Genomic DNA, 20442 nt, shown 5'->3' with positions numbered 1-20442 from the left:
CCGTCGGCGACGCGCACCACGGTTCGCCCGCGGGCTCGGTCCTTCCCGCCGAATGAGCGGTTCTCCGCCGCTGCTTGAGTCCCGTGGAGTAACGTGCCTCCACCCTTACCCCATTGGTTCCACCGGAAATGGCCTGAAACCAGAGAATGACTCCGCGACCGGTCTCCGACGTTCGGCAGCGGGCCGACGAGTTGAGTGGCAATGCGACCGTGGTCATCGGCCCGCTCGAGGGCTACCACCACGAAACGTACGTCTTTCCGCTGCCGGACGGGACGCGGGCCGTCAAGTGCCGGGAGCCGCGCGCGCACATCCTGTGGTTCGACCGGCGATGCTTCGTGTCGGAGGAGGAGCTGCTTCGTGCTCTGGCAGGGCGCATCGCGCGTGTGCCCGAGATCGTCGACATGGAGGGCGTGGGGCTGCAGCGGTTCATCGAGGGCCGGACCCTCGGCCGGGGGCGCCGGCTCTCCCGGCGGGTGCCCGAAGCGGCCTTCGGCCAGATCGTCGGCCTGTTCCCGGAGATGGTGCGGATCACGCCGGCCGAGCTCGTCTCCGTGGAGCGCCGCTGCGCTCCCGAGGACCGTGCCGAGGACGGGGACAGTGACGGATTCCTCGAGCGTCTGGTCGTCTTCATCGAGGAGCACGTCTACGCGAGGAACGCCGAGCAGTTCGGGACGCTGTTCCACGCCCTCGGTGTGGGCGAGGATTCGTTCAGTCGCCTCAGGAAGCATGTCGTGGGACTGAAGGGGCGGCCCTTCAGCCTGCTGCACGCGGATCTGCACCGCGAGAACTTCATCGTCGACCCGCAGGGCCTGCTGTGGACCATCGACTGGGAACTGGCCATGCTGGGCGATCCCCTCTACGACCTGGCGACCCATCTGCACCTCATGCGCTACCCGGCGGACCAGGAACTCCGTATGACGCGGGAATGGTGCCGGGGCGTGGAGGGGGTCCGGCCGGGAAGTTCCTATGGATGGGAACAGGACCTGCCGCGGATCCTCGGCTTCAAGCGGGCGCAGTCCGTCTTCACGGACGTCATCCGGGTCTCGCTCTCGCTGTCCGAACGGGGTGAGCCCGGTTGGTTCGCGCTGCACGGAGCCGCTGGGAAACTGCAGCGGGTCCTGATCGCCGCGGCCGAGCCGCTCGGGCTGGAGGAGGTGCCGAGCCGCTCGGAGATCATGGCAGCGCTCGTCCGGCAGCATCGAGAGCGACGGTGACCGCTCGGGTTTGAGGCGCGCGGGGTGTGCCGGGGCCGGTGGAGGTCGAGCGGACCCTGTTCGGGTGGCGGCGGCAGGACCGGCGGCGATGCGTAGGCTCGGCGGCATGGGTGAGGAGATGGGCCTGCGCGAGCGCAAGAAGATGCGGATGTACCAGGAGGTGTCCGCGGTCGCCGTGCGGCTCTTCATGGAGAAGGGGTTCGACGCCGTGTCGGTCGCGGAGGTCGCCGCCGCGGCCGGGATCTCCAAGCCGACCCTCTTCCGGTACTTCCCGGCCAAGGAGGACCTCGTCCTGCAGCAGATCGCCGACCACGAGGGCGAGGCGGCGCGGGTGGTGACCGGGCAGGCGCGGCCGGTCGACGCGCTGCGGCGGCACTTTCTCGACGGGCTCGACCGGTGCGATCCGATCACCGGGCTCAACGACGACCCCGGCGTGCTCGCCTTCCACTCCCTTCTGTACGGGACTCCGGCGCTGGTCGCGCGGCTGTACGGGTACCTGGAGCGGTCCGAGGACGCGCTGGCCGAGGCGCTCGGCGGGGGGCTGGACGCACGGCTCGCCGCCGCGCAGATCATCGCCGTGCAGCGGATCCTCGCGCAGGAGAACTGGCGGCGGGTGGTGGCCGGGGAAGGCGTGGAGCGGATCAGGGAGGACGCGGTGGCGGCGGCCGAGCGGGCGTTCGGGCGGCTGGAGGCCCTGATCAGGTTCGAGACACGGTAAAGAATTTAACTCGGTTATATAATTTCACGTACGGTGGGTCGCATGACGTCACCCCACCCTGTCCTCGACGACTCCCTCCGCGCCGAACGCGACCATCACGACACCTGCCGTGCCGCCCTCGCCGCCATGGTCGACGGCGCGGGCGAACAGGTCGTCACCGGCGAGGACGTCTCCGCCTCCGGTGCCGACGCCGAAGTCCTCGGGTACCAGCTGCGCAGCCGGGCCAAGGCGCTCACCGAACTGCCCGAAGGTCCGCTGTTCTTCGGGCGGCTGGACTTCGGTGCCGACGGCGGCGAGCACGGCGGGCAGCACTATCACCTCGGCCGGCTGCGGATCTCCGAGCATCCGGCCGCCCCGCCCCTCGTGGTCGACTGGCGCGCCCCCGTCTGCCGCGCCTTCTACCAGGCGAGCGCCCGCGACCCGCAGGGCGTGGCCGTACGGCGCCGCTTCGGCTGGGCGCCGGGCAGCCGCGGCGACTCGGCCGACCTCACCGGGATGGAGGACGAGCACCTGGGCAGGGGTGAGTCGGGGACCGGCGACTTCGTCGCCCGCGAGATCGAGCGGCCCCGCGTCGGGCCCATGCGGGACATCGCCGCCACCATCCAGCCCGAGCAGGACGACCTCGTACGCGGCGACATCTCCGGCTCCGTGTGCGTGCAGGGTGCCCCGGGCACCGGCAAGACCGCCGTCGGCCTGCACCGTGCCGCGTATCTGCTGTACACCTACCCGCAGCGCATCCGGCGCGGCGGACTGCTGATCCTCGGCCCGAACCGGACCTTCCTCTCCTACATCGCCGAGGTGCTGCCCTCCCTCGGCGAGACCGCCCGTCGCGGAGCGACTGGTTGGAACTATCGGCAGTCCACCCTCCACGACGAGATCGCCCTCCACCCGGTGACCGGCACCGACTCCGAGCGGGCCGCCGCTCTCAAGCACGACGCCCGCATGGCCGAGGTGCTGCGCCGGGCGCTGTACGCACGGGTGTCGGCCGACACCGGCGAGTCCCTCTCCGTGACGGACGACTCGTACACCTGGCGGGTCCCGGCCCACAGGCTGGCGGAGATCGTGGCGGGAGTGAGGGCAGAGGAGCCGCCGTACGCCGTCGGGCGCGAGCGGGTGCGGGCCCGGGTGGTCCGCTCCATCCAGGCGCGGGCCGAACGGCGGGCCGGACCGCAGCCGGGTGCCTGGGTGCGGCGGATCGAACGGGCGCGGGCGCTGAGCGCGTACCTCGACGCCGTGTGGCCGAAGGTCCGGCCCGAGGAGGTCGTGGCCGGACTCCTCATGGATCCGGGGGCGCTGGCCCGGGCCGCCGACGGGCTGCTGGACGCCGACGAGCAGGCGGCGCTGCGCTGGGCGCGGCCGCCGCGCTCGTACAAGTCCGCGCGCTGGTCGGCCGCCGACGCCGTGCTCCTCGACGAGGTCGCCGGGCTGATCGAACACCCCGAGGGGTACGCCCATGTCGTCGTCGACGAGGCGCAGGATCTGTCGCCGATGGAGTGCCGGGCCATCGCGCGGCGGGCCTCCTTCGGCTCACTGACCGTGCTCGGCGACCTGGCGCAGGGCACCACCCCGTGGTCCGCGCGCCGGTGGGACGTACTGCTGCGGCACCTGGGCAAGCCGGACGCGGCCGTGGTCCCGCTGACGACGGGCTTCCGCGTGCCCACGGCGGTCGTGGAGCTCGCCAACCGGCTGCTGGGACGGCTGGACGTCGACGTACCGGCGCCCCGGTCGCTGCGGCGGGACGGGGAGCTGCGCATCCGGCACACCGACGACGTCCTCGGCGAGACCGTGGCCGCCGTACGGGACGCACTCACCCGGGAGGGTTCCGTCGGGGTCGTCGCGGCGGACGCGGAGGCGGCCCGGGTGCGGGAGGCGCTCACGGCCGCCGGGATCGGGACCGCGGACCCGGACGAGCTGGGCGCCCGGGTCGCGGTGGTGCCCGCCTCCCTCGTCAAAGGCCTGGAGTACGACCATGTCGTGGCCGTCGAACCGGCCGCCGTCGCGGAGGCCGAGGAACGGGGGCTGCACCGCCTGTACGTGGTGCTGACCCGGGCGGTGTCACGGCTGGACGTGGTGCACGGGCGGCCGCTGCCGTTCTAGGCCATCTGGGAGGCGAAGCACCGGGCCCGTATCGACATGATTCTCGGCGCGAAGGGTTTCGATGGCTGATCCTGACTGGTGATGCTCCTGTTCCTCGATGTCGACGGCCCGCTGATCCCGTTCGGGGCAGCCGACCGCCCGCATCCGGTGTACGAGGTGGCGGCTGTTCCTCCGGAGCCCGCCGCCGGCCATCCGCTGCTGTCCCGGATCGATCCCGGCCTCGGCCCGCGGCTGGCGGCGCTGGGCTGTGAACTGGTGTGGGCCACCACGTGGATGGACGACGCGAACGACGTCGTCTCGCCCTGGCTCGGCCTGCCCCCGCTGCCGGTCGTGGAGTGGCCGGACGAGGACGAGCCCCCGGCCCTGCTGCACTGGAAGACCCGGCCCCTGGTCGCCTGGGCGGCCGACCGCCCGTTCGTCTGGCTCGACGACGAGATCACCGAGGCCGACCGCGCCTGGGTCGCCGCGCACCATCGCAGCCCCGCGCTCCTGCACCGGGTCGAGCACTCCTACGGCATCACGGACGCCGACTTCACGACGGTCACGGAGTGGCTGCGGACGAACAGCCGGTCCGCATGACGCCGCGTGGCGCCGGGCCTGCGCCGGTTCGCCGAGTACCAGCCCTACCTGTGGTCGCGCTCGCCGTTCAACGGCACCCCCCGGCACTGACGCGCCGACCCCCCGCAGGAGTGGCGTGACGCACTTTTGCAAGCAGGTGCTTGCAATTGTTAGCGGGGGTGGGGCAAGGTGAGGGCATGGCATCGCTCAACGTCGGCAATCTCGGTGAGTACCTGCGCGAGCAGCGTCGCAGTGCGCAGCTGTCGCTCAGGCAGCTCGCCGATGCCGCCGGGGTGTCCAATCCGTACCTGAGCCAGATCGAGCGCGGGCTGCGCAAGCCGAGCGCGGAGGTGTTGCAGCAGGTCGCCAAGGCCCTGCGGATCTCCGCCGAGACGCTGTACGTCCGCGCCGGCATCCTCGACGCCGAGCGGGACCTGGACGAGGTGGAGACGCGTGCCGTCATCCTCGCCGATCCCACGCTCAACGAGCGGCAGAAGCAGGTGCTGCTGCAGATCTACGAGTCCTTTCGCAAGGAGAACGGATTCGCAGGCGTCGCGGACGGCGACGGTACGGAGGAGACCCGGCCCCACGACGACACCACCGTGCGCGGCACCCGCACGGCCGACACGAGCGACGCCGGTCCGCAGCAGACGGCCAGCTGAACCGGACCAGGGCGCCGGCCGCCCGACCGCGGACCACAAAACCCTCAGCCGAAATGTGAATCCGGGAGGACCATCACCATGGCCATCACCGACGATCTGCGCAAGACCTTGAGCGACCCGACCCCGCTCTACTTCGCGGCCGGCACCGCGGACCTGGCGTTCCAGCAGGCCAAGAAGGTGCCCGCGCTGGTCGAGCAGCTGCGCGCCGAGGCCCCGGCCCGTATCGAGGCCGTCCGCAACACCGACCCCAAGGTCGTGCAGGAGAAGGCCGCCGCGCGCGCCAAGGAGGCAGGCGCCAAGGCCAAGGAGGCCCAGGAGACCATCCAGGCCAGGGTCAACGAGTTCATCGGCGCCCTCGACGGCGACCTGAAGAAGCTCGGCAGCACGATCGACGCGGACCTCAAGAAGCTCGGCGAGTCCGCCCAGGACCTCGCCCTGCGCGGGGTCGGCGTCGCCGCCGAGTACGCCGTGAAGGCCCGCGAGACCTACGAGAAGGTCGCCGAGCACGGCGAGCAGACCGTGCGGGCCTGGCGCGGCGAGGCCGCCGAGGAGATCGAGGAGCTCGCCGTCGCCGTCGAGCCCAAGGGCGAGCCGGACCGGGGCGGGTCCGAGCCGAAGCCGGCCGAGGCCACCCCGGCGAAGAAGCCGGTCGCCAAGAAGGCCCCGGCCCCCCGCAAGGCCCCGGCCAAGAAGAGCACGCCGCCCGCCAAGTAAGGGCGACTACCCGCACGGGCCGGGCACCCTTGGGGTGCCCGGCCCGTTGGACGGGTACGGTGGCCGCGTAGGAGTCGCGAGAGAACGGGCGGTGGGCGGCATGTTGATGTTGGGCTTCACGGGGTTCCTGGGACTGCTGAAGATCGTCCTGATGGCCCTGGCGGCGTTCGGGCTGTTCGACGCCGCGTTCCGGCGCGAGGACGCCTTCCGCGCGGCGGACAAGCAGAACAAGATGTTCTGGCTGATCATCCTCGGCATCGCGCTCGTGGTGAGCTACCTCTTCTCGCTCCTGTCGATCCTGCCCATCGCGGGCGTGATCGCGAGCATCGTCTACATCGTGGACGTGCGCCCCGCGCTCAAGCAGGTCTCCGGCGGCCGCGGCTGGGGCCGCCGCCGCGGAAGCAGCAGCGACGGTCCGTACGGGCCGTACAACGGCGGCCGCTGACCGGATCCCTCACCGCCCCCGGTCCGGTCCCTTGCGGCCCCCGGTCCGGCCCGTTACGGCACCCGGTCCAGCAGGACCACCGCCACGTCGTCCGTCAGCTCCCCGCCGTTGAGCTCGCGGACCTCGTGCACCGCGGACCGCAGCAGATCCTCGCCGCGCAGCCCGGCGGCGAGCTGCCGGCGCACCATCGCCACCATGCCGTCCTGGCCCAGACGCTCCCCGCCCGCGCCGACGCGGCCCTCGATCAGGCCGTCGGTGTAGAGCATCAGGCTCCACTCGGCGCCCAGCTCCACCTGCATCCGCGGCCAGCGGGCGCCGCGCAGCAGGCCGAGGGCGGGGCCGTTGTTGTCGTACGGCAGCAGCTCCGCGGGCCGGCCGGGGCGGGCGATCAGCGGAGACGGGTGACCGGCCAGGCACAGGCCCGCGGTGCGGCCGTCGGGGGAGATGTCCACCGTGCAGAGGGTCGCGAAGATCTCCTCGTCGCCCCGCTCGTGCTCCAGCACTTCCTGCAGCGTGCTCAGCAGCGCGTCGCCGCACAGCCCGGCCAGCGTCAGCGCCCGCCACGCGATGCGCAGCTCCACGCCGAGCGCGGCCTCGTCGGGGCCGTGGCCGCAGACGTCACCGATCATGGCGTGCACGGTGCCGTCGGGCGTGCGCACGGTGTCGTAGAAGTCACCGCCGAGCAGCGCGCGCGAGCGGCCGGGGCGGTAGCGGGCGGCGAACCGCAGCGAGGAGCCCTCCAGCAGGGGCGTGGGCAGGAGACCGCGCTCCAGGCGGCGGTTCTCCTGTGCGCGCACCCGGCCCTCGGCGAGGCGTCGCTCGGCCGAGTCCGACCGCTTGCGCTCCACGGCGTACCGGATGGCGCGGCTGAGCAGCCGTCCGTCCAGTTCGTCCCGGAAGAGGTAGTCCTGGGCACCCACGCGCACCGCCTCGGCGCCGCGCTCGGCGTCACCGGACGCGGTGAGCGCGAGCACGGCGTGCCGGGGCGCCAGCTCCAGCACATGCTTGAGCACGGCCAGCTCGTCGTCGCCCTCGCCGGCCCGGCCGGGCGCCGGGAGCGCGAGGTCGAGCAGGATGCAGTGGACGTCGTCGGTGAGCAGCCGCCCGGCCTCGGTGAGGTTGCGGGCGGTACGCACGCGGATGGGCTTACCGGCCGAGTCGAGCAGTTCGGGCACGATCGGCCAGCCCGCCGGATCGTCCTCGATCAGCAGCAGGGTGAGAGTGGTGCCTGCCGCGGTGCTGTTGGCTGCGGCGGACTCGGTGTGGTTGGCCTCTTCCTTGAGGGGGCCGCCGACTGCGGACGCGGCCTGCGCCTGACCACTCTCCACGGCCGGGATCGCTCTCTGCCGCGGTACGGGTACGGGCATCTCGTTGGTTCCTTCCCTCCCCCCGAGGGCATGGTGGGGGCGAGGGACCTCGACCCACCGACGGGGACCCTAGCGGTACTGGCCACCGCAGCGGAATGGTGTGAGCCGCGTCGCTCCGCCGCAGACCCCTGTCATATGCCGCGTTCCCTACCGCAGTTGGACAGTCCGGGAGCCGAGAGGGGATGACGAAGGTCACGTCCTGCCAGGGGTTGGAAGGTTGTTGACCGTGGACTGGGTCACATGGCGCGTATCACACGTCTGGGCGCACTACGCCCAGAATGGGCATTTCGCCCGCCCCGGCGAGCGTCACCGTCCGTCCCGGGCGCGGGGCATGGATGATCGCACCGTCGCCCACGTACATCGCCACATGGCTCGCGTCGTCGAAGTAGATGATGAGATCGCCGGGGCGCATGTCCTTGATGTCCACGTGCTCGAGCTGCTTCCACTGCTCCTGCGAGGTGCGCGGAATGGGATGGCCGGCCTTCGCCCAGGCCTGTGAGGTCAGGCCCGAGCAGTCGTACGACTCCGGGCCCTCGGCGCCCCATTCGTACGGCTTTCCTATCTGGGCCGTCGCGAACTCCACCGCCTGCTTGCCCTGCTTGGAAGCCTTGCCGTTGATCTCCTTGAGGATGCCGGTGTCCAGCCAGTCGGTCTGCGCCTTGTAGGCAGCCTCCCGCTCCAGCTTGGCGAGGCGCTCCTTCTCCTTCTCCTCCAGCTGGGACTGGAGCTTCTCGGCGGCCGCGATCTGCTGCTCGATCTTCTTCTTGGCGGCGGCCTTGGTCTTGCGGTTGGCCTCCAACTGGTCCCACCGGTCGGAGGCGTCCGTCGCGTACCGCTGCAAGTCCTGCTGGGTGCGGGTCATTTCCCCGATCAGGCCCTTGGTCGCGCGCTGGCCCTGGAGCACCCGCCCCGCACCGTCCAGGAACTGCTGCGGGTCGTCGCTCAGCATCAACTGGGCCGTGGGCGGCAGTCCGCCCGTGCGGTACTGGGCGCGGGCCGCGGCGCCCGCGCGGTCCTTGAGCTCGTCCAGCTTCTTCCGGCCCTCGACGATCTTCTTGGCCAGCTCGACGATCTCGGCGGACTGCTTCTGGGCCTTCTCCTCGGCCGCGTTGTACTCGTCGGTGGCGACGGCCGCGTCGTGGTAAAGCTTGTCGAGCTTCTTGCGGACGGCCTCAAGGTCCTTGTTCGGCGGGAGGGTCGGCGAGGCGCTGGGGGTCGCCGTGGCCGTCGGCTTCGGGGCCGCGAACGCCGTGCCGGGTGCCGCCAGCACGGTCACCGCGCAGACCACGGTCACGGCCGCCGTGATCAGGCCGCGCTTGCCCGTCCCCATACCCGTCCCCCAAACTGATTTACCGTCAGTAACTTACGGTTGCCCGGGGGATCGTGCCACGTCGCGGTGTAAAGCGACAGAGGTGGTACCCGGTGGATCCTCCCCACTTTCCCGCCCGGACATGACGATCTCCCGCCCTTGTGACGAACGCCGCATGAAGATCGTTCCCCGCAGGTCAGGGGCGGGGAGGGGTCAGTTCCGGGGTGCCAACGCCCCCCAGGCCACCGTCACTTCGCCCTGCCGCCAGCGCGCCGCCGAGTCCGTCACCGGCCAGTCGGCCCTCAAGTCCCGCACCGCGCGGATCCAGCGCTGGCGGGCGCCGTAGGAGGCGTAGGGCGCGGCGGCCGCCCAGGCGCGGTCGAAGTCGCGCAGGAAGGCGTGTACCGGTTCGCCCGGGACATTGCGGTGGATGAGTGCCTTGGGGAGGCGTTCCGCGAGGTCGGACGGCCGCTCCAGGGAGCCCAGGCGGGTGGCGAAGGTGACCGTCCGCGGCCCCTCGGGACCGAGCGCGACCCATACGTGCCGCCGCCCGATCTCGTCGCAGGTCCCCTCCACGAGCAGCCCGCCCCGGGAGTCCGCGCCCGCCGGCGCGAGCCGCCCGCACAGCCGCTCCCACACGGCCGAGACCTCGTTCTCCTCGTACTGCCGCAGCACGTTGGCTGCGCGGATGAGGTGCGGCCGCTGGGGGACGGGGATCTCGAAGCCGCCGTGCCGGAAGGCCAGGCCCGCGCGCTCGAACGGCTTGGCCGCCGCGACCCGGGCCGGTTCGATCTCGACGCCGACCACCCGCGCGCGGGGCGCGGCGGTGCGCAGCCTGCCGAGAAGTTCGACCGCCGTCCAGGGCGCGGCCCCGTACCCCAGGTCGATCGCCACGGGGTCGGCGGCCCGGCGCAGTTCGGCGCCGTGCGTGGCCGCGATCCAGCGGTCCATGCGACGCAGGCGGTTGGGGTTGGTGGTCCCGCGTGTCACCGTTCCCACGACGGGGGTGCCCCCGCTCGGGCGAAGCCGAGAGCGGTGGAGGGTGGCTGCGCGGGCTGTCATACGTACGAGGGTATGCGGGCGCGTGTCGGCGAACGCACCCCCGCATCGAACGGTTGAGCGACTGAGGGTAATGATTCGGCAAAGCTCCGTAATCGGGAAATGGAGCAGACCCCTCCGATGTTGCATCCCCTGGAGGGCCGAGGTCCTCCCACCGGCATGCCCGCAGCAAGGAGGAACGCCACGTGAGCCAGTACGTCAGCAGGCTCGGGCGTCGCTCTCCGGCGGCACCCTCGCGGCTCAGGCTGCACCGCAGGCCCCGCCGTGTCGCCATGCTCTCCGTGCACACCTCACCGCTCCACCAGCCCGGCACCGGCGACGCCGGCGGCATGAACGTCTACATCGTGGAGCTCGCGCAGCGGCTCGCCGCCATCAACATCGAGGTCGAGATCTTCACGCGGGCCACGGCGGGCGGCCTCCCCCCGGCCGTCGAGCTCGCCCCCGGCGTCCTCGTCCGGCACGTCGACGCGGGCCCCTACGAGGGCCTGGCCAAGGAGGACCTCCCGGCCCAGCTGTGCGCCTTCACCCACGGCGTGATGCAGGCCTGGGCCGGCCACCGCCCCGGCCACTACGACCTCGTGCACTCCCACTACTGGCTCTCCGGCCACGTCGGCTGGCTCGCCGCCCAGCGCTGGGGCGTCCCCCTGGTGCACGCCATGCACACCATGGCCAAGGTCAAGAACGCCAACCTGGCCGACGGCGACACCCCCGAGCCCGCTGCCCGGGTCATCGGGGAGACCCAGATCGTCGCGGCCGCCGACCGGCTGATCGCCAACACCGCCGAGGAGGCCGACGAGCTCGTACGGCACTACGCCGCCGACCCGGCCAAGGTCGCCGTCGTCCACCCGGGCGTCAACCTCGACCGCTTCCGCCCCTTCCCCAAGGGCTCCGACCGGCCCCGCCCAGGGGGACCCACGACCGCCCGCGCCGCCGCCCGCGCCCGCCTCGGCCTCCCGCAGGACGCCCTGATCCCGCTCTTCGCGGGCCGTATCCAGCCCCTCAAGGCACCCGATGTGCTCCTGCGCGCGGTGGCCGCCCTCCTGGACGAGCGCCCGGAGCTGCGCTCGAGGATGCTCGTACCGGTCGTCGGCGGCCCCAGCGGCAGCGGCCTCGCCAAGCCCGAGGGTCTGCAGAAGCTCGCCGCCCGGCTCGGCATCGCCGACGTCGTACGGTTCCGCCCGCCCGTCGGGCAGGAGCAGCTCGCGGACTGGTTCCGGGCCGCGTCCGTCCTCGTCATGCCCTCCTACAGCGAGTCGTTCGGACTGGTGGCCATAGAGGCGCAGGCGGCCGGCACGCCGGTGCTCGCCGCCTCGGTCGGCGGGCTCCCGGTGGCGGTGCGGGACGGCGAGACCGGATTCCTGGTCCGGGGCCACGATCCGGTCGACTACGCGCGCGTGCTGCGTGGTTTCGCCGACGATCCCTCGCTGCCGGACCGCATGGGCGCGGCCGCCGCCCGGCACGCCCAGTCCTTCGGCTGGGACACCGCGGCCGCCGCCACCGCCGACGTGTACACGGCCGCGACCCAGGCCCATCGCCGTCGCGTACGCTCCCACCATGGGTGAGGCTTCACAGCAGCAGCAACGGGCGGCGCAGGTCATCGAGGGTGTCCTCAAGGACGCCGAACTCGACTGGGAGAGCCCCGAGCCCGGCAACTACGTCGCCAAGCTCCCCGGCACCCGCAAGCTCTCGACGACGGTCTCGCTCCTCGTCGGCCGTCACTCCCTCTCCCTGAACGCCTTTGTGATCCGCCATCCCGACGAGAACGAGGCGGGCGTCCACCGCTGGCTCCTGGAGCGCAACCTCAAGCTGTACGGCGTCGGTTACGCCGTCGACCGGCTCGGCGACATCTACGTCACCGCCCGCCTGCCCCTCGTCTCCGTCACCGCGGACGAGATCGACCGGCTCCTCGGCCAGGTCCTCGAGGCCGCGGACGGCAGCTTCAACACCCTCCTGGAGCTCGGGTTCGCCTCCGCGATCCGCAAGGAGTACGCCTGGCGGGTGGCGCGCGGCGAATCGACGCGGAATCTGGACGCGTTCACCAATCTGATCCAGCGTCCACCGACTGAGTCATCGATCTAGCCGTCGACCGTTGCATCGACTGACCGTACGACCCCTTCCCCGTAGCGGGGATCTGGTGGCATGCTCACCGCCAACGCACATCTGAACGTCGTTCACATCTGTGAAAATCTCCATGGGAGGGCGGGCGGACATGGGCAAGGCGCACCTCACAAGACGGGCTCTGCTCGGCGGAGCCACCGCCGTGGCGCTCGGCGCGGCGACGGGCGCCGCGGCGGGCGCGGAAGTCCCCTCCCTCTGGCGGGAGTTCACCCGCACCCCGTTCACCCACCCGCAGATCCCGTACATCGGCCGGGCCGGCTGCCACGGCGGGGCGGCGCGCTTCCCCCGCCGTCCCGTCGTGGCCGAGGTGACGGACTTCGGCGCCGTGCCGGACGGCACCACCGACTGCGCCCCCGCGATCAACCGTGCCATCGCCGCCGCCGGAAGGGCCGGCGGCGGCACGGTCACCATTCCGCCCGGCACCTTCCGCATCGACGGCCTGATCCGGGTCGCCGACTCGAACGTGGTCCTCAGGGGCGCCGGCAGCGACCGTACGAAGCTGTACGCGACCAAGAACCTCACCGAGCTGATCGGCGTCTACGGCTCCCGCTACGGCGGCGACAAGTCGTCCTGGTCCTGGGCAGGAGGGCTCATCTGGCTGGCCCCGCAAACCCGTTGGGACTCCCTGGTCGCCGCGATCGGGGCCAGGGCCTGGCCGTTCGAGGGCTGGACCGGCAACCGGCGCGACGAGTGGACGACCCTGACGACCGTCGAACCGGCCCGCCAGGGCTCCTGGACCCTGACCGTCGCGGACTCCCGGCAGCTGAGGCCGGGTCAACTGGTCCTCCTCCGCCTCGCCGACGACGCGGACCACACCCTCCTGGAGCACATGTCGGGCGGCGGGCCCGGTCCGCAGGCGTACTACTGGGCCGACAAGACCAAGCTGACCTCCTACGTCCCCTACGAGTGGCCCGTCCGCATCACCCGCGTCCACGGCCGCCGCGTCACCCTCGAACGCCCGCTCCCGCTCGACGTGCGCCCCGATTGGGACCCCCGGCTGACCACCCACGTACCGGAGTTGACCGGCGCGGGCGTCGAGGGCCTGACCCTGGAGGCGATGGAAACCCCGCAGTCGCAGCACCTCCTCGACAAGGGCTACAACGGGGTCGTCCTGCAGTGCGCCTACGACTGCTGGCTGGACGACGTCACCGTCCGGCACGTCGACAACGGCTTCGGCCTGGTCGCCGCCTCCGCCTGCACCCTGCGCGGCACCCGCGTGTCCGGCCGCGGCCCGCACCACCCGTACTTCTGCCGCGAGGGCTCGCACGACAACCTGATCGAGGACTTCACGATCGAGGAGCGGACCGTTCCCGCCCCGCCCAACACGCAGCTGCACGGCATCAACGTCGAGGGCCTGTCCTCCTACAACGTGTGGTCGCGCGGCGACATGCGCATGGGCACTTTCGACAGCCACCGCGGACTGCCCTTCGCCAACGTCCGCACCGACATCACGGTGAACAACAACGGCCGCCACGGCGGTGACGCGAGTGCCGGTCCGCTGTTCGGCGCCCGCTTCACCCACTGGAACGTCCGGGTCACCAACGGCCGCGCGGGCCTGATGAAGATCGACGGCCTGGCACCGTACTCCGCCACCGTCGGCCTCAACACGGTCACCGAGTTCGACCAGATCGACGTACCCGACTTCACGGGCGAGCTGCACTCCCGGCTGGAGCTGTACGGCACGACGGACGCGGTGCGCCCGCGCAATCTGTACGAGGCGCAGCGGGCCTGTGGGCCACGGGGACTTCGGGGGTCCGAACGGCGTTCGTCGACGGGCTGTTAACCTGCGGCGATCCGAATTCTCACCGGAACCTTACCGGTCTCTCACCAGCAAGAGGTTGTGCATGCGCACAGGCAGATCCGGCTCCGCGGTCGTGCTCGCGGGAGCGCTCGCCCTGGGGGCGTTCACCGCGCCGTCCGCGGAGGCGGCGGACACCGGCGTCATGGTGTCGAACCTGGTCGTGAACAAGGGCAAGCCCGTCATCGTGGGCACCACCGCGGAGGTGAGGCCCGGCTTCACCTTCCACATGTCCCTGCCGTCCGGCGTCGGTGCCGACGACGTGACCCCGTTCCCGTACCTGTACCACGACACCACGGCTGCCAAGGGCGCCGAATCCGGCGGCATCTACACGGGCTTCACCACCTGCAACGAGGCCGGCCCGCGCGCTGCCGACTGCGAGGGTGAGCTGTACATCGATCCACGCTGGCGGCTGGACTCCAACAACGACGCGACGACCTGGAAGACGGCTGTCTGGGTGCGCGTCTGGGACTCGAACGACCACCTCAAGAGCGAGGAGTACCTGACCGGCTTCAGCTCCGTGCAGGTCAAGCGCGCGGCGAAGGTGACCGTCAACGCCGCGCCCGAGCCCGTCGTGAAGGGCAAGACGCTCACCGTGACCGGCAGGATCACCCGCGCGGACTGGGTGAGGCACGCCTACACCGGCTTTGGCGGCAAGGCGGCCAAGCTGCAGTTCCGCAAGGCGGGCACCAGCACCTACTCGACGGTCAAGACCGTGTCGGCGGACTCCGCGGGCTACCTGAAGACCACGGTCACCGCGTCCGCGGACGGCTACTGGCGCTGGACCTTCGGCGAGACGACCACCACGGGCGGCGCCACGTCCGCCGGCGACTACGTCGACGTCAAGTGACCCGATGCCGCCTCACCGGCCGCTGAGCCGGTAGCGCCCCGGTGTCACACCGACCAGCCTCCTGAAGTGCCGGGTGAGATGGGCCTGGTCGTAGAACCCGGTCGCCGAGGCCACCTCGCCCGGCGCGCGCCCGTCGAGCAGCAGCCGGCGGGCGCGCTCGACGCGGCGGGACATCAGGTACTGGTGCGGCGCGATGCCGTACGCCCCGCTGAACGCCCGTACCAGATGGGCGGGATGGGCGTGCAGCAGTCCGGCCGCCTCCTCCAGGGAGAGTCCCTGCGGGACGCGCTCGTCGAGCAGCTCACGCAGCGCGCGGGCGACGGCGGGGTTGCGCCGGTCCTCCGTCGGGCGCACCCGGGGGCTGAGGTGCTCACGCAGCCGCTCCCCGATCAGCGTCAGCCGGCTCTCGGCCTCCAGCTCGTCGCCGGGGTGCGCGAGCGCGCCGTGCAACTGCCCCACACGCAGCCGCAGTACGGGATCCCTGAGATCCGGTCCGTCGACCGCGGGCCCGATGAGTTCCTCCCCGAGACGGGTGGCGTCGAGATAGAGGACGCGCTTGCGGAAGCCGTGCGGGGTGGCCGGGGAGCCGTTGTGCGGGACGTGCGGCGGCAGCAGCGAGACCGTGTCGTGCGGGGTGCCGTGCTCGTGCCGGTCGAGGTCGTACCGTACGGCCCCGTCGTCCACGATGAGCAGCGTCCACGCCTCGTGCACGTGCATCGGGTAGGCGTACTCGGTGAAGTGCGCGTGGAACACCTCCACGACACCCGGGACACGCGGGCGCCAGGCGGAGACTTCCGGCTGGGCGGCGGCCATGCAAAGAACGTACAAGACGGTGTCGGGAACGGCCCGGCAGTCTCAACCCATGAACACCGAGCCGACTGCCGCACCGACCTCCGCACCGACCCCCGAACCGATCCGCTTCGACACGAAGATCGCCGTCCTGCTGCGTGAGGACCTGGAGACCTGGCAGCGCCTCAACGTCACCGCCTTCCTGGTCAGCGGCCTGGGCACACAGCTTCCCGAGGTGATCGGGGAGCCGTACGAGGACGCGGACGGCGTGCCCTACCTGCCGATGTTCCGGCAGCCGGTACTGGTCTTCGAGGGCACGAAGGAGACGCTGACCGCGGCGCACACCCGGTCGCTCTCCCGCGCCCTGCCCCGCGCGGTCTTCACCTCGGACCTCTTCACCACCGGCAACGACCGGGACAACCGCGCGGCCGTACGTGCGGTGCGGACAGGGGAGCTGGACCTGGTGGGACTCGCGGTGTACGGCACGCGCAACGCGGTGGACAAGATCCTGAAGGGGGCACGGATGCACCCGTGAGGCGCCCGCCGCCGAGTCGGCCCTACGCCGTACGGACCTCGGGCTCGGCGTCCGCCGGAGCGGGGGAGCCCGCCGCCCCGACCGCCGGAAGGCGTCGCATGACCACGCCGTACCCGATCGCAGCCGCCATGCCGACCACCGCGCACATGCCCCACAGCCACTCCGCGCCGAACCGGTCGATGACGACGCCGGACATGAGCGGGGCGACCAGAGCGGCGACGGACCAGGACAGGGTGTACATGCCCTGGTAGCGCCCGCGCCCGTGCACCGGCGACAGCCGGACGACAAGGCTGGTCTGGGTCGGGGCGTTGATGATCTCGGCGAGCGTCCAGACGCACACGGTGAGCGCGAAGACCCCGACCGACCCGGCGAAGGCGGTGAGCCCGAAGCCGTACCCGGCGAGGACGGAGGAGACGACGAGGAGGCGTCGTGGATCGCGATGCTCGATGAAGCGGGTGACGGGGATCTGCAGGGCGACGATCAGGATGCCATTGACGGCGATGGCCATGCCGTAGTCCGCGGGCGAGAACCCTGCTGCGCCCATCGCCACCGGCAGTCCGACCGAGCCCTGCTGGAAGACGACCGCGACGAGGAAGGACAGCCCGACGACGGCCATGTACCGGCCGTCCCGCAGCACGGTGCCGAGACCGACCTCGTCCCGCGCCTCCTTGGCGGTCTTCACCGGCCGCGACTCGGGCAGCTTGACGAAGACGACGACCGCGCAGACCACCGTCATCCCCGCCTCGATCAGGAAGCCGGCGAGATAGCTGACCTCGGCGATGAAGCCGGCGGCCATGGACGAGACGGCGAAGCCGAGGTTGATCGCCCAGTAGTTGAGCGAGAAGGCCCGCACCCGGTCCGCCGGCCGTACGATGTCGGCCATCATCGCCTGCACGGCGGGGCGGGAGGCGTTGGAGGCCATGCCGACGAGGAAGGCGACGGCGGCGATGGCGACGGGGTCGCGCATGAAGCCGAGCAGCGCCACCGACGCGGCGGTGGCGGACTGGGCGACGAGCAGCGTCGGCCGCCGCCCGAGCCGGTCGGCCATCACACCTCCGCCGAGGGAGGACACGACCCCGCCGAGCCCGTGCAGCGAGGCGACGAGGCCCGCGTAGGACGCGCTGTAGCCCCGGTCCAGGGTCAGGTACAGCGCCATGTACGTCGCGACGAAGGCGCCGAGCCGGTTGACGAGGGTGCTGGTCCACAGCCACCAGAACTCGCGGGGGAGGCCGGAGACGGTTTCCCGGGCGGCGCGTCTCAGGGCGGCGAGTGGCATGGGTCCCCCACGGTCGGACGGTTGGCGAAGACGAGCCGGAAGTAAGTGGCCCTACGGCTCAGTGCAACTTACTGGCCGGGGCCTTCGCCGGGCCACTCGATTAACAGATGCCGTCAACCGTCCGGCCTTCGGGCACTCGAGCGGGGGTCCGAATACGTGGATTACGCTCTGAGGCATGGCCGACGCACCGTACAAGCTGATCCTCCTCCGCCACGGCGAGAGCGAGTGGAACGCGAAGAACCTGTTCACCGGCTGGGTGGACGTCAACCTCAACGAGAAGGGCGAGAAGGAGGCAGTCCGCGGTGGCGAGCTCCTGAAGGACGCCGATCTTCTCCCCGACGTGGTCCACACGTCCCTCCAGAAGCGAGCGATCCGCACGGCGCAGCTGGCCCTCGAGGCCGCCGACCGCCACTGGATCCCCGTCCACCGCTCGTGGCGCCTGAACGAGCGCCACTACGGCGCCCTCCAGGGCAAGGACAAGGCGGCGACGCTGGCCGAGTTCGGCGAGGAGCAGTTCATGCTCTGGCGCCGCTCGTACGACACCCCGCCGCCCCCGCTCTCGGACGACTCCGAGTTCTCCCAGGCGAACGATGCGCGCTACGCCTCCATCCCGCCGGAGCTGCGCCCGCGCACGGAGTGCCTGAAGGACGTCGTGGTCCGCATGCTTCCGTACTGGTACGACGGCATCGTCCCCGACCTCCTGACCGGCCGCACGGTCCTGGTCGCGGCCCACGGCAACAGCCTCCGTGCCCTGGTCAAGCACCTGGACGGCATCTCCGACGCCGACATCGCGGGCCTGAACATCCCGACGGGCATCCCCCTGTACTACGAACTCGACGCCGACTTCAAGCCGGTGACCCCCGGCGGCAAGTACCTCGACCCGGAGGCAGCGGCGGCGGCCATCGAGGCGGTCAAGAACCAGGGCAAGAAGAAGTAACCAGCACCGATCAAGCCCCCGACCTGCGAATTTCTCGCGGGTCGGGGGCTTTTTGGTGGGGCTGGGCCGTCTGTGGGCCGTCGGCTTAGAAGTCATCTCATTTGGCGGCTTCGATAGCCTGTCGGCGTGGGAATCGTTGAGCGACTGGTGCCGGATGAGCTGTGGGAGCTGTTCCAGAGAGTGGTGCCGGAGGCGCCGGTCCGACCTCAGGGCGGCGGCCGGCGCCGACATGGTGACCGGGAAGTGCTGGCTGCGATCGTGTTCGTGGCGACATCGGGCTGCACGTGGCAGCAGCTGCCATCCGCATCGTTCGGGCCGTCGGGAGCGACAGCCCACCGGCGCTTCGCCGAGTGGTCAAAGGCCCGGGTATGGGCGAAGCTCCATCGCCTGTCCTCGACGAACTCGGCTCCCGCGGTGAACTGGACTGGTCCCGCTGTGCGATCGACTCGGTGAACATGCGGGCTCTGAAAAGGGGGAACTGACAGGTCCGAATCCTGTGGACCGGGGCAAGTACGGCTCGAAGATCCACTTGATTACCGAGCGGACCGGACTGCCCCTCTCTGTCGGGATCTCCGGCGCGAACCTGCACGACAGCCAGGCCCTCGAACCGCTCGTACGCGGCATCCCGCCCGTCCGCTCCCGCCGCGGTCCTCGTCGACGACGGCCCGCCAAGCTCCACGGCGACAAGGGCTACGACTACGATCACCTGCGCCGATGGTTACGCCAGCGCGGCATCCGGCACCGCATCGCCCGCAAAGGCATCGAATCTTCCAAGCGGCTGGGACGACACCGTTGGACCATCGAACGCACTATGGCCTGGCTCGCCGGATGCCGCCGCCTGCATCGCCGCTATGAACGCAAAGCCGAGCACTTCCTGGCCTTCACCAGCATCGCCTGCACCCTCATCTGCTACCGCAGACTCACCAAATGAGATGACCTCTTAGCCGAGGACGCCGAACTGATCGTGAGCGAGCTGAGCGCGAACGCGATCCTCCACACGGCAAGCGGCCTGGAGTCCGGAAGGTTCCACCTGGCCCTCGCGATCTCCGGACAAGCCATCGCCCTGTCGGTCACGGACGACGGAGGCACCGCCACGGCCCCGAAGGCCGAGGACCAGGCCGACGATGCCGAGCACGGCCGAGGCCTGAGCCTGGTCGGCGTGATCGCCCACCGGGTCGTGGTCCACGACAGCGACGACGGCCGGACCGTCACCGCAGAGCTCTTCACGGACGCACGCAAGGGAGAGCACCTGTGCTGATCAACGAGCCCCGCCGCGGCTACTGGTGCGAGTGCTGGACGCAAGACGTCGACGAACAGGAGCCGCCGGCACTCCGCGGATCCTTCGATGCCTACTCAGCGCCTCAGGCAGACAGATGGGTGGCGGTCACGCTCCGCACGATCTCCCCCGCGCTGGACCCCGACGCCTCAGACCAGGCATGGGCCTGGCTGTACCAGGGCCGCATAGCAACACGGCATGCCCTGCTGCGCTCCGAGCCCTGCACGGTCACCGTCACCCAGGACAGCATCCGCATCACGTGGACGATCCGACCAGTGGTCTTCCTGCCGCTCGCACACCGTCAGGGTGTTGAACTTCCAGCCTGCGCATACGACTTCGAGCCCCACGCGGCCGACTGAGTTACAACTTTCTCTACTGGTTCAAGCCCCGGCTGCGCTCCGCTCCGCCGGGCGCGCTCACGGCTCCGCTCGGGGCGCCGCTCCTGCCTCCGGCCCGCTCCGCCCCGGCTGCGCCTCCGCGCGCCCACATGTGGATAGGGTCGGTGGCCATGAGCCGAGCACCGTGGAGCGCGGCCCAAGGTCAAGACGATGCCTCCGGCGGGGGATCGGCCGGCACCAGGATGGAGGGGGCGCCGTCGCCGGCCGCGGGTACGTAGTGGCGTGCGCGGGTGCTCCCATCCCATCCACCGTCGACCCAGGCAGAGCCGAGCAGACGCGGCCCAGGGGCGTCAAGGTCGTTCGTACAGTGGCGCGCTCCACC

Annotated in this window: 19 protein-coding genes and 2 pseudogenes; 16 read left to right on the top strand and 5 right to left on the bottom strand. The window is 71.1% G+C overall.

The features are described 5' to 3' along the window. Positions 1–146 precede the first annotated feature (146 nt). From Q8A52_RS06690 to Q8A52_RS06660, 7 genes are all read left to right on the top strand, one after another. Positions 147–1214: a phosphotransferase gene (locus Q8A52_RS06690; RefSeq protein ID WP_316749825.1), complete on the top strand. Its 1068-nt coding sequence runs from the start codon at positions 147–149 to the stop codon at positions 1212–1214. Positions 1215–1320: 106 nt separating this feature from the next. Continuing rightward, the gene (locus Q8A52_RS06685; RefSeq protein ID WP_316749823.1) at positions 1321–1932 is read left to right on the top strand and encodes a TetR/AcrR family transcriptional regulator; all 612 of its coding nucleotides are present in this window, start codon (positions 1321–1323) and stop codon (positions 1930–1932) included. 42 nt (positions 1933–1974) lie between these two features. Continuing rightward, complete coding sequence (locus Q8A52_RS06680; RefSeq protein WP_316749821.1) at positions 1975–4029, top strand: HelD family protein; 2055 nt, start codon at positions 1975–1977, stop codon at positions 4027–4029. 81 nt (positions 4030–4110) lie between these two features. Next, complete coding sequence (locus Q8A52_RS06675; RefSeq protein ID WP_316749819.1) at positions 4111–4608, top strand: HAD domain-containing protein; 498 nt, start codon at positions 4111–4113, stop codon at positions 4606–4608. 176 nt (positions 4609–4784) lie between these two features. Further along, positions 4785–5249 carry a helix-turn-helix domain-containing protein gene (locus Q8A52_RS06670; protein ID WP_316749817.1) on the top strand — a complete coding sequence of 155 codons (465 nt, stop codon included), beginning with the start codon at positions 4785–4787 and terminating at the stop codon, positions 5247–5249. A 78-nt stretch (positions 5250–5327) separates the two neighbouring features. Beyond that, positions 5328–5963: a hypothetical protein gene (locus Q8A52_RS06665; RefSeq protein ID WP_316749815.1), complete on the top strand. Its 636-nt coding sequence runs from the start codon at positions 5328–5330 to the stop codon at positions 5961–5963. Between the two features lie 91 nt (positions 5964–6054). Next, positions 6055–6408 (top strand): DUF2516 family protein, encoded by a 354-nt coding sequence (locus Q8A52_RS06660; protein WP_316749813.1) that lies wholly within the window; start codon positions 6055–6057, stop codon positions 6406–6408. A gap of 53 nt (positions 6409–6461) precedes the next feature. Here the strand turns inward: Q8A52_RS06660 and Q8A52_RS06655 are convergent, their stop codons facing one another. The 3 genes from Q8A52_RS06655 to Q8A52_RS06645 form a co-directional block, all read right to left on the bottom strand. Continuing rightward, complete coding sequence (locus tag Q8A52_RS06655; RefSeq protein ID WP_316749812.1) at positions 6462–7775, bottom strand: PP2C family protein-serine/threonine phosphatase; 1314 nt, start codon at positions 7773–7775, stop codon at positions 6462–6464. 250 nt (positions 7776–8025) lie between these two features. Further along, complete coding sequence (locus Q8A52_RS06650; protein ID WP_316749810.1) at positions 8026–9105, bottom strand: C40 family peptidase; 1080 nt, start codon at positions 9103–9105, stop codon at positions 8026–8028. Between the two features lie 192 nt (positions 9106–9297). Next, entirely contained in the window at positions 9298–10146 is an 849-nt protein-coding gene (locus Q8A52_RS06645) for a class I SAM-dependent methyltransferase (protein ID WP_408649173.1), read from the bottom strand. Positions 10147–10328: 182 nt separating this feature from the next. Between Q8A52_RS06645 and mshA the strand changes: the two genes are divergently transcribed. The 4 genes from mshA to Q8A52_RS06625 all read left to right on the top strand — a co-directional run bounded on the left by mshA (position 10329) and on the right by Q8A52_RS06625 (position 14909). Next, positions 10329–11705, top strand: coding sequence for a D-inositol-3-phosphate glycosyltransferase (gene mshA / locus Q8A52_RS06640; RefSeq protein ID WP_316749808.1), 1377 nt, complete (start codon positions 10329–10331; stop codon positions 11703–11705). Continuing rightward, positions 11698–12222: a type III secretion system chaperone family protein gene (locus Q8A52_RS06635; RefSeq protein WP_316749806.1), complete on the top strand. Its 525-nt coding sequence runs from the start codon at positions 11698–11700 to the stop codon at positions 12220–12222. Before mshA ends, Q8A52_RS06635 begins: the two co-directional genes overlap by 8 nt. Positions 12223–12352: 130 nt before the next feature. Next, entirely contained in the window at positions 12353–14044 is a 1692-nt protein-coding gene (locus Q8A52_RS06630; RefSeq protein WP_316749804.1) for a glycosyl hydrolase family 28-related protein, read from the top strand. A 61-nt stretch (positions 14045–14105) separates the two neighbouring features. After that, a complete protein-coding gene (locus Q8A52_RS06625; RefSeq protein ID WP_316749802.1) occupies positions 14106–14909 on the top strand; it encodes a hypothetical protein in 804 nt (267 codons plus the stop codon). Positions 14910–14921: 12 nt separating this feature from the next. On the opposite strand, the gene Q8A52_RS06620 is transcribed toward Q8A52_RS06625, so the two are convergent. Next, a complete protein-coding gene (locus tag Q8A52_RS06620; RefSeq protein ID WP_316749800.1) occupies positions 14922–15722 on the bottom strand; it encodes a helix-turn-helix transcriptional regulator in 801 nt (266 codons plus the stop codon). Between the two features lie 49 nt (positions 15723–15771). On the opposite strand from Q8A52_RS06620, the gene Q8A52_RS06615 reads away from it, so the two are divergent. Beyond that, positions 15772–16233 (top strand): DUF2000 domain-containing protein, encoded by a 462-nt coding sequence (locus tag Q8A52_RS06615; protein ID WP_316749797.1) that lies wholly within the window; start codon positions 15772–15774, stop codon positions 16231–16233. A gap of 22 nt (positions 16234–16255) precedes the next feature. On the opposite strand, the gene Q8A52_RS06610 is transcribed toward Q8A52_RS06615, so the two are convergent. Then, on the bottom strand, positions 16256–17509 hold the full coding sequence (locus Q8A52_RS06610) for an MDR family MFS transporter (RefSeq protein WP_316749796.1): 1254 nt from the start codon (positions 17507–17509) through the stop codon (positions 16256–16258). 175 nt (positions 17510–17684) lie between these two features. On the opposite strand from Q8A52_RS06610, the gene Q8A52_RS06605 reads away from it, so the two are divergent. The 4 genes and pseudogenes from Q8A52_RS06605 to Q8A52_RS06590 all read left to right on the top strand — a co-directional run bounded on the left by Q8A52_RS06605 (position 17685) and on the right by Q8A52_RS06590 (position 20081). Next, on the top strand, positions 17685–18446 hold the full coding sequence (locus Q8A52_RS06605; RefSeq protein WP_316749794.1) for a phosphoglyceromutase: 762 nt from the start codon (positions 17685–17687) through the stop codon (positions 18444–18446). A gap of 132 nt (positions 18447–18578) precedes the next feature. Beyond that, positions 18579–19377: pseudogene (locus Q8A52_RS06600) on the top strand (IS5 family transposase). A 9-nt stretch (positions 19378–19386) separates the two neighbouring features. Continuing rightward, positions 19387–19704 (top strand): annotated as a pseudogene (locus Q8A52_RS06595) (ATP-binding protein); the annotation flags it as partial. After that, complete coding sequence (locus tag Q8A52_RS06590; protein ID WP_408649176.1) at positions 19704–20081, top strand: hypothetical protein; 378 nt, start codon at positions 19704–19706, stop codon at positions 20079–20081. The pseudogene Q8A52_RS06595 and the gene Q8A52_RS06590, both read left to right, overlap by 1 nt. Positions 20082–20442: the final 361 nt, after the last annotated feature.

The organism is Streptomyces herbicida, from assembly GCF_032656585.1.
Classification (GTDB): Bacteria; Actinomycetota; Actinomycetes; order Streptomycetales; family Streptomycetaceae; genus Streptomyces; species Streptomyces herbicida.
This window is presented reverse-complemented; position numbering and strand designations above follow the sequence as displayed.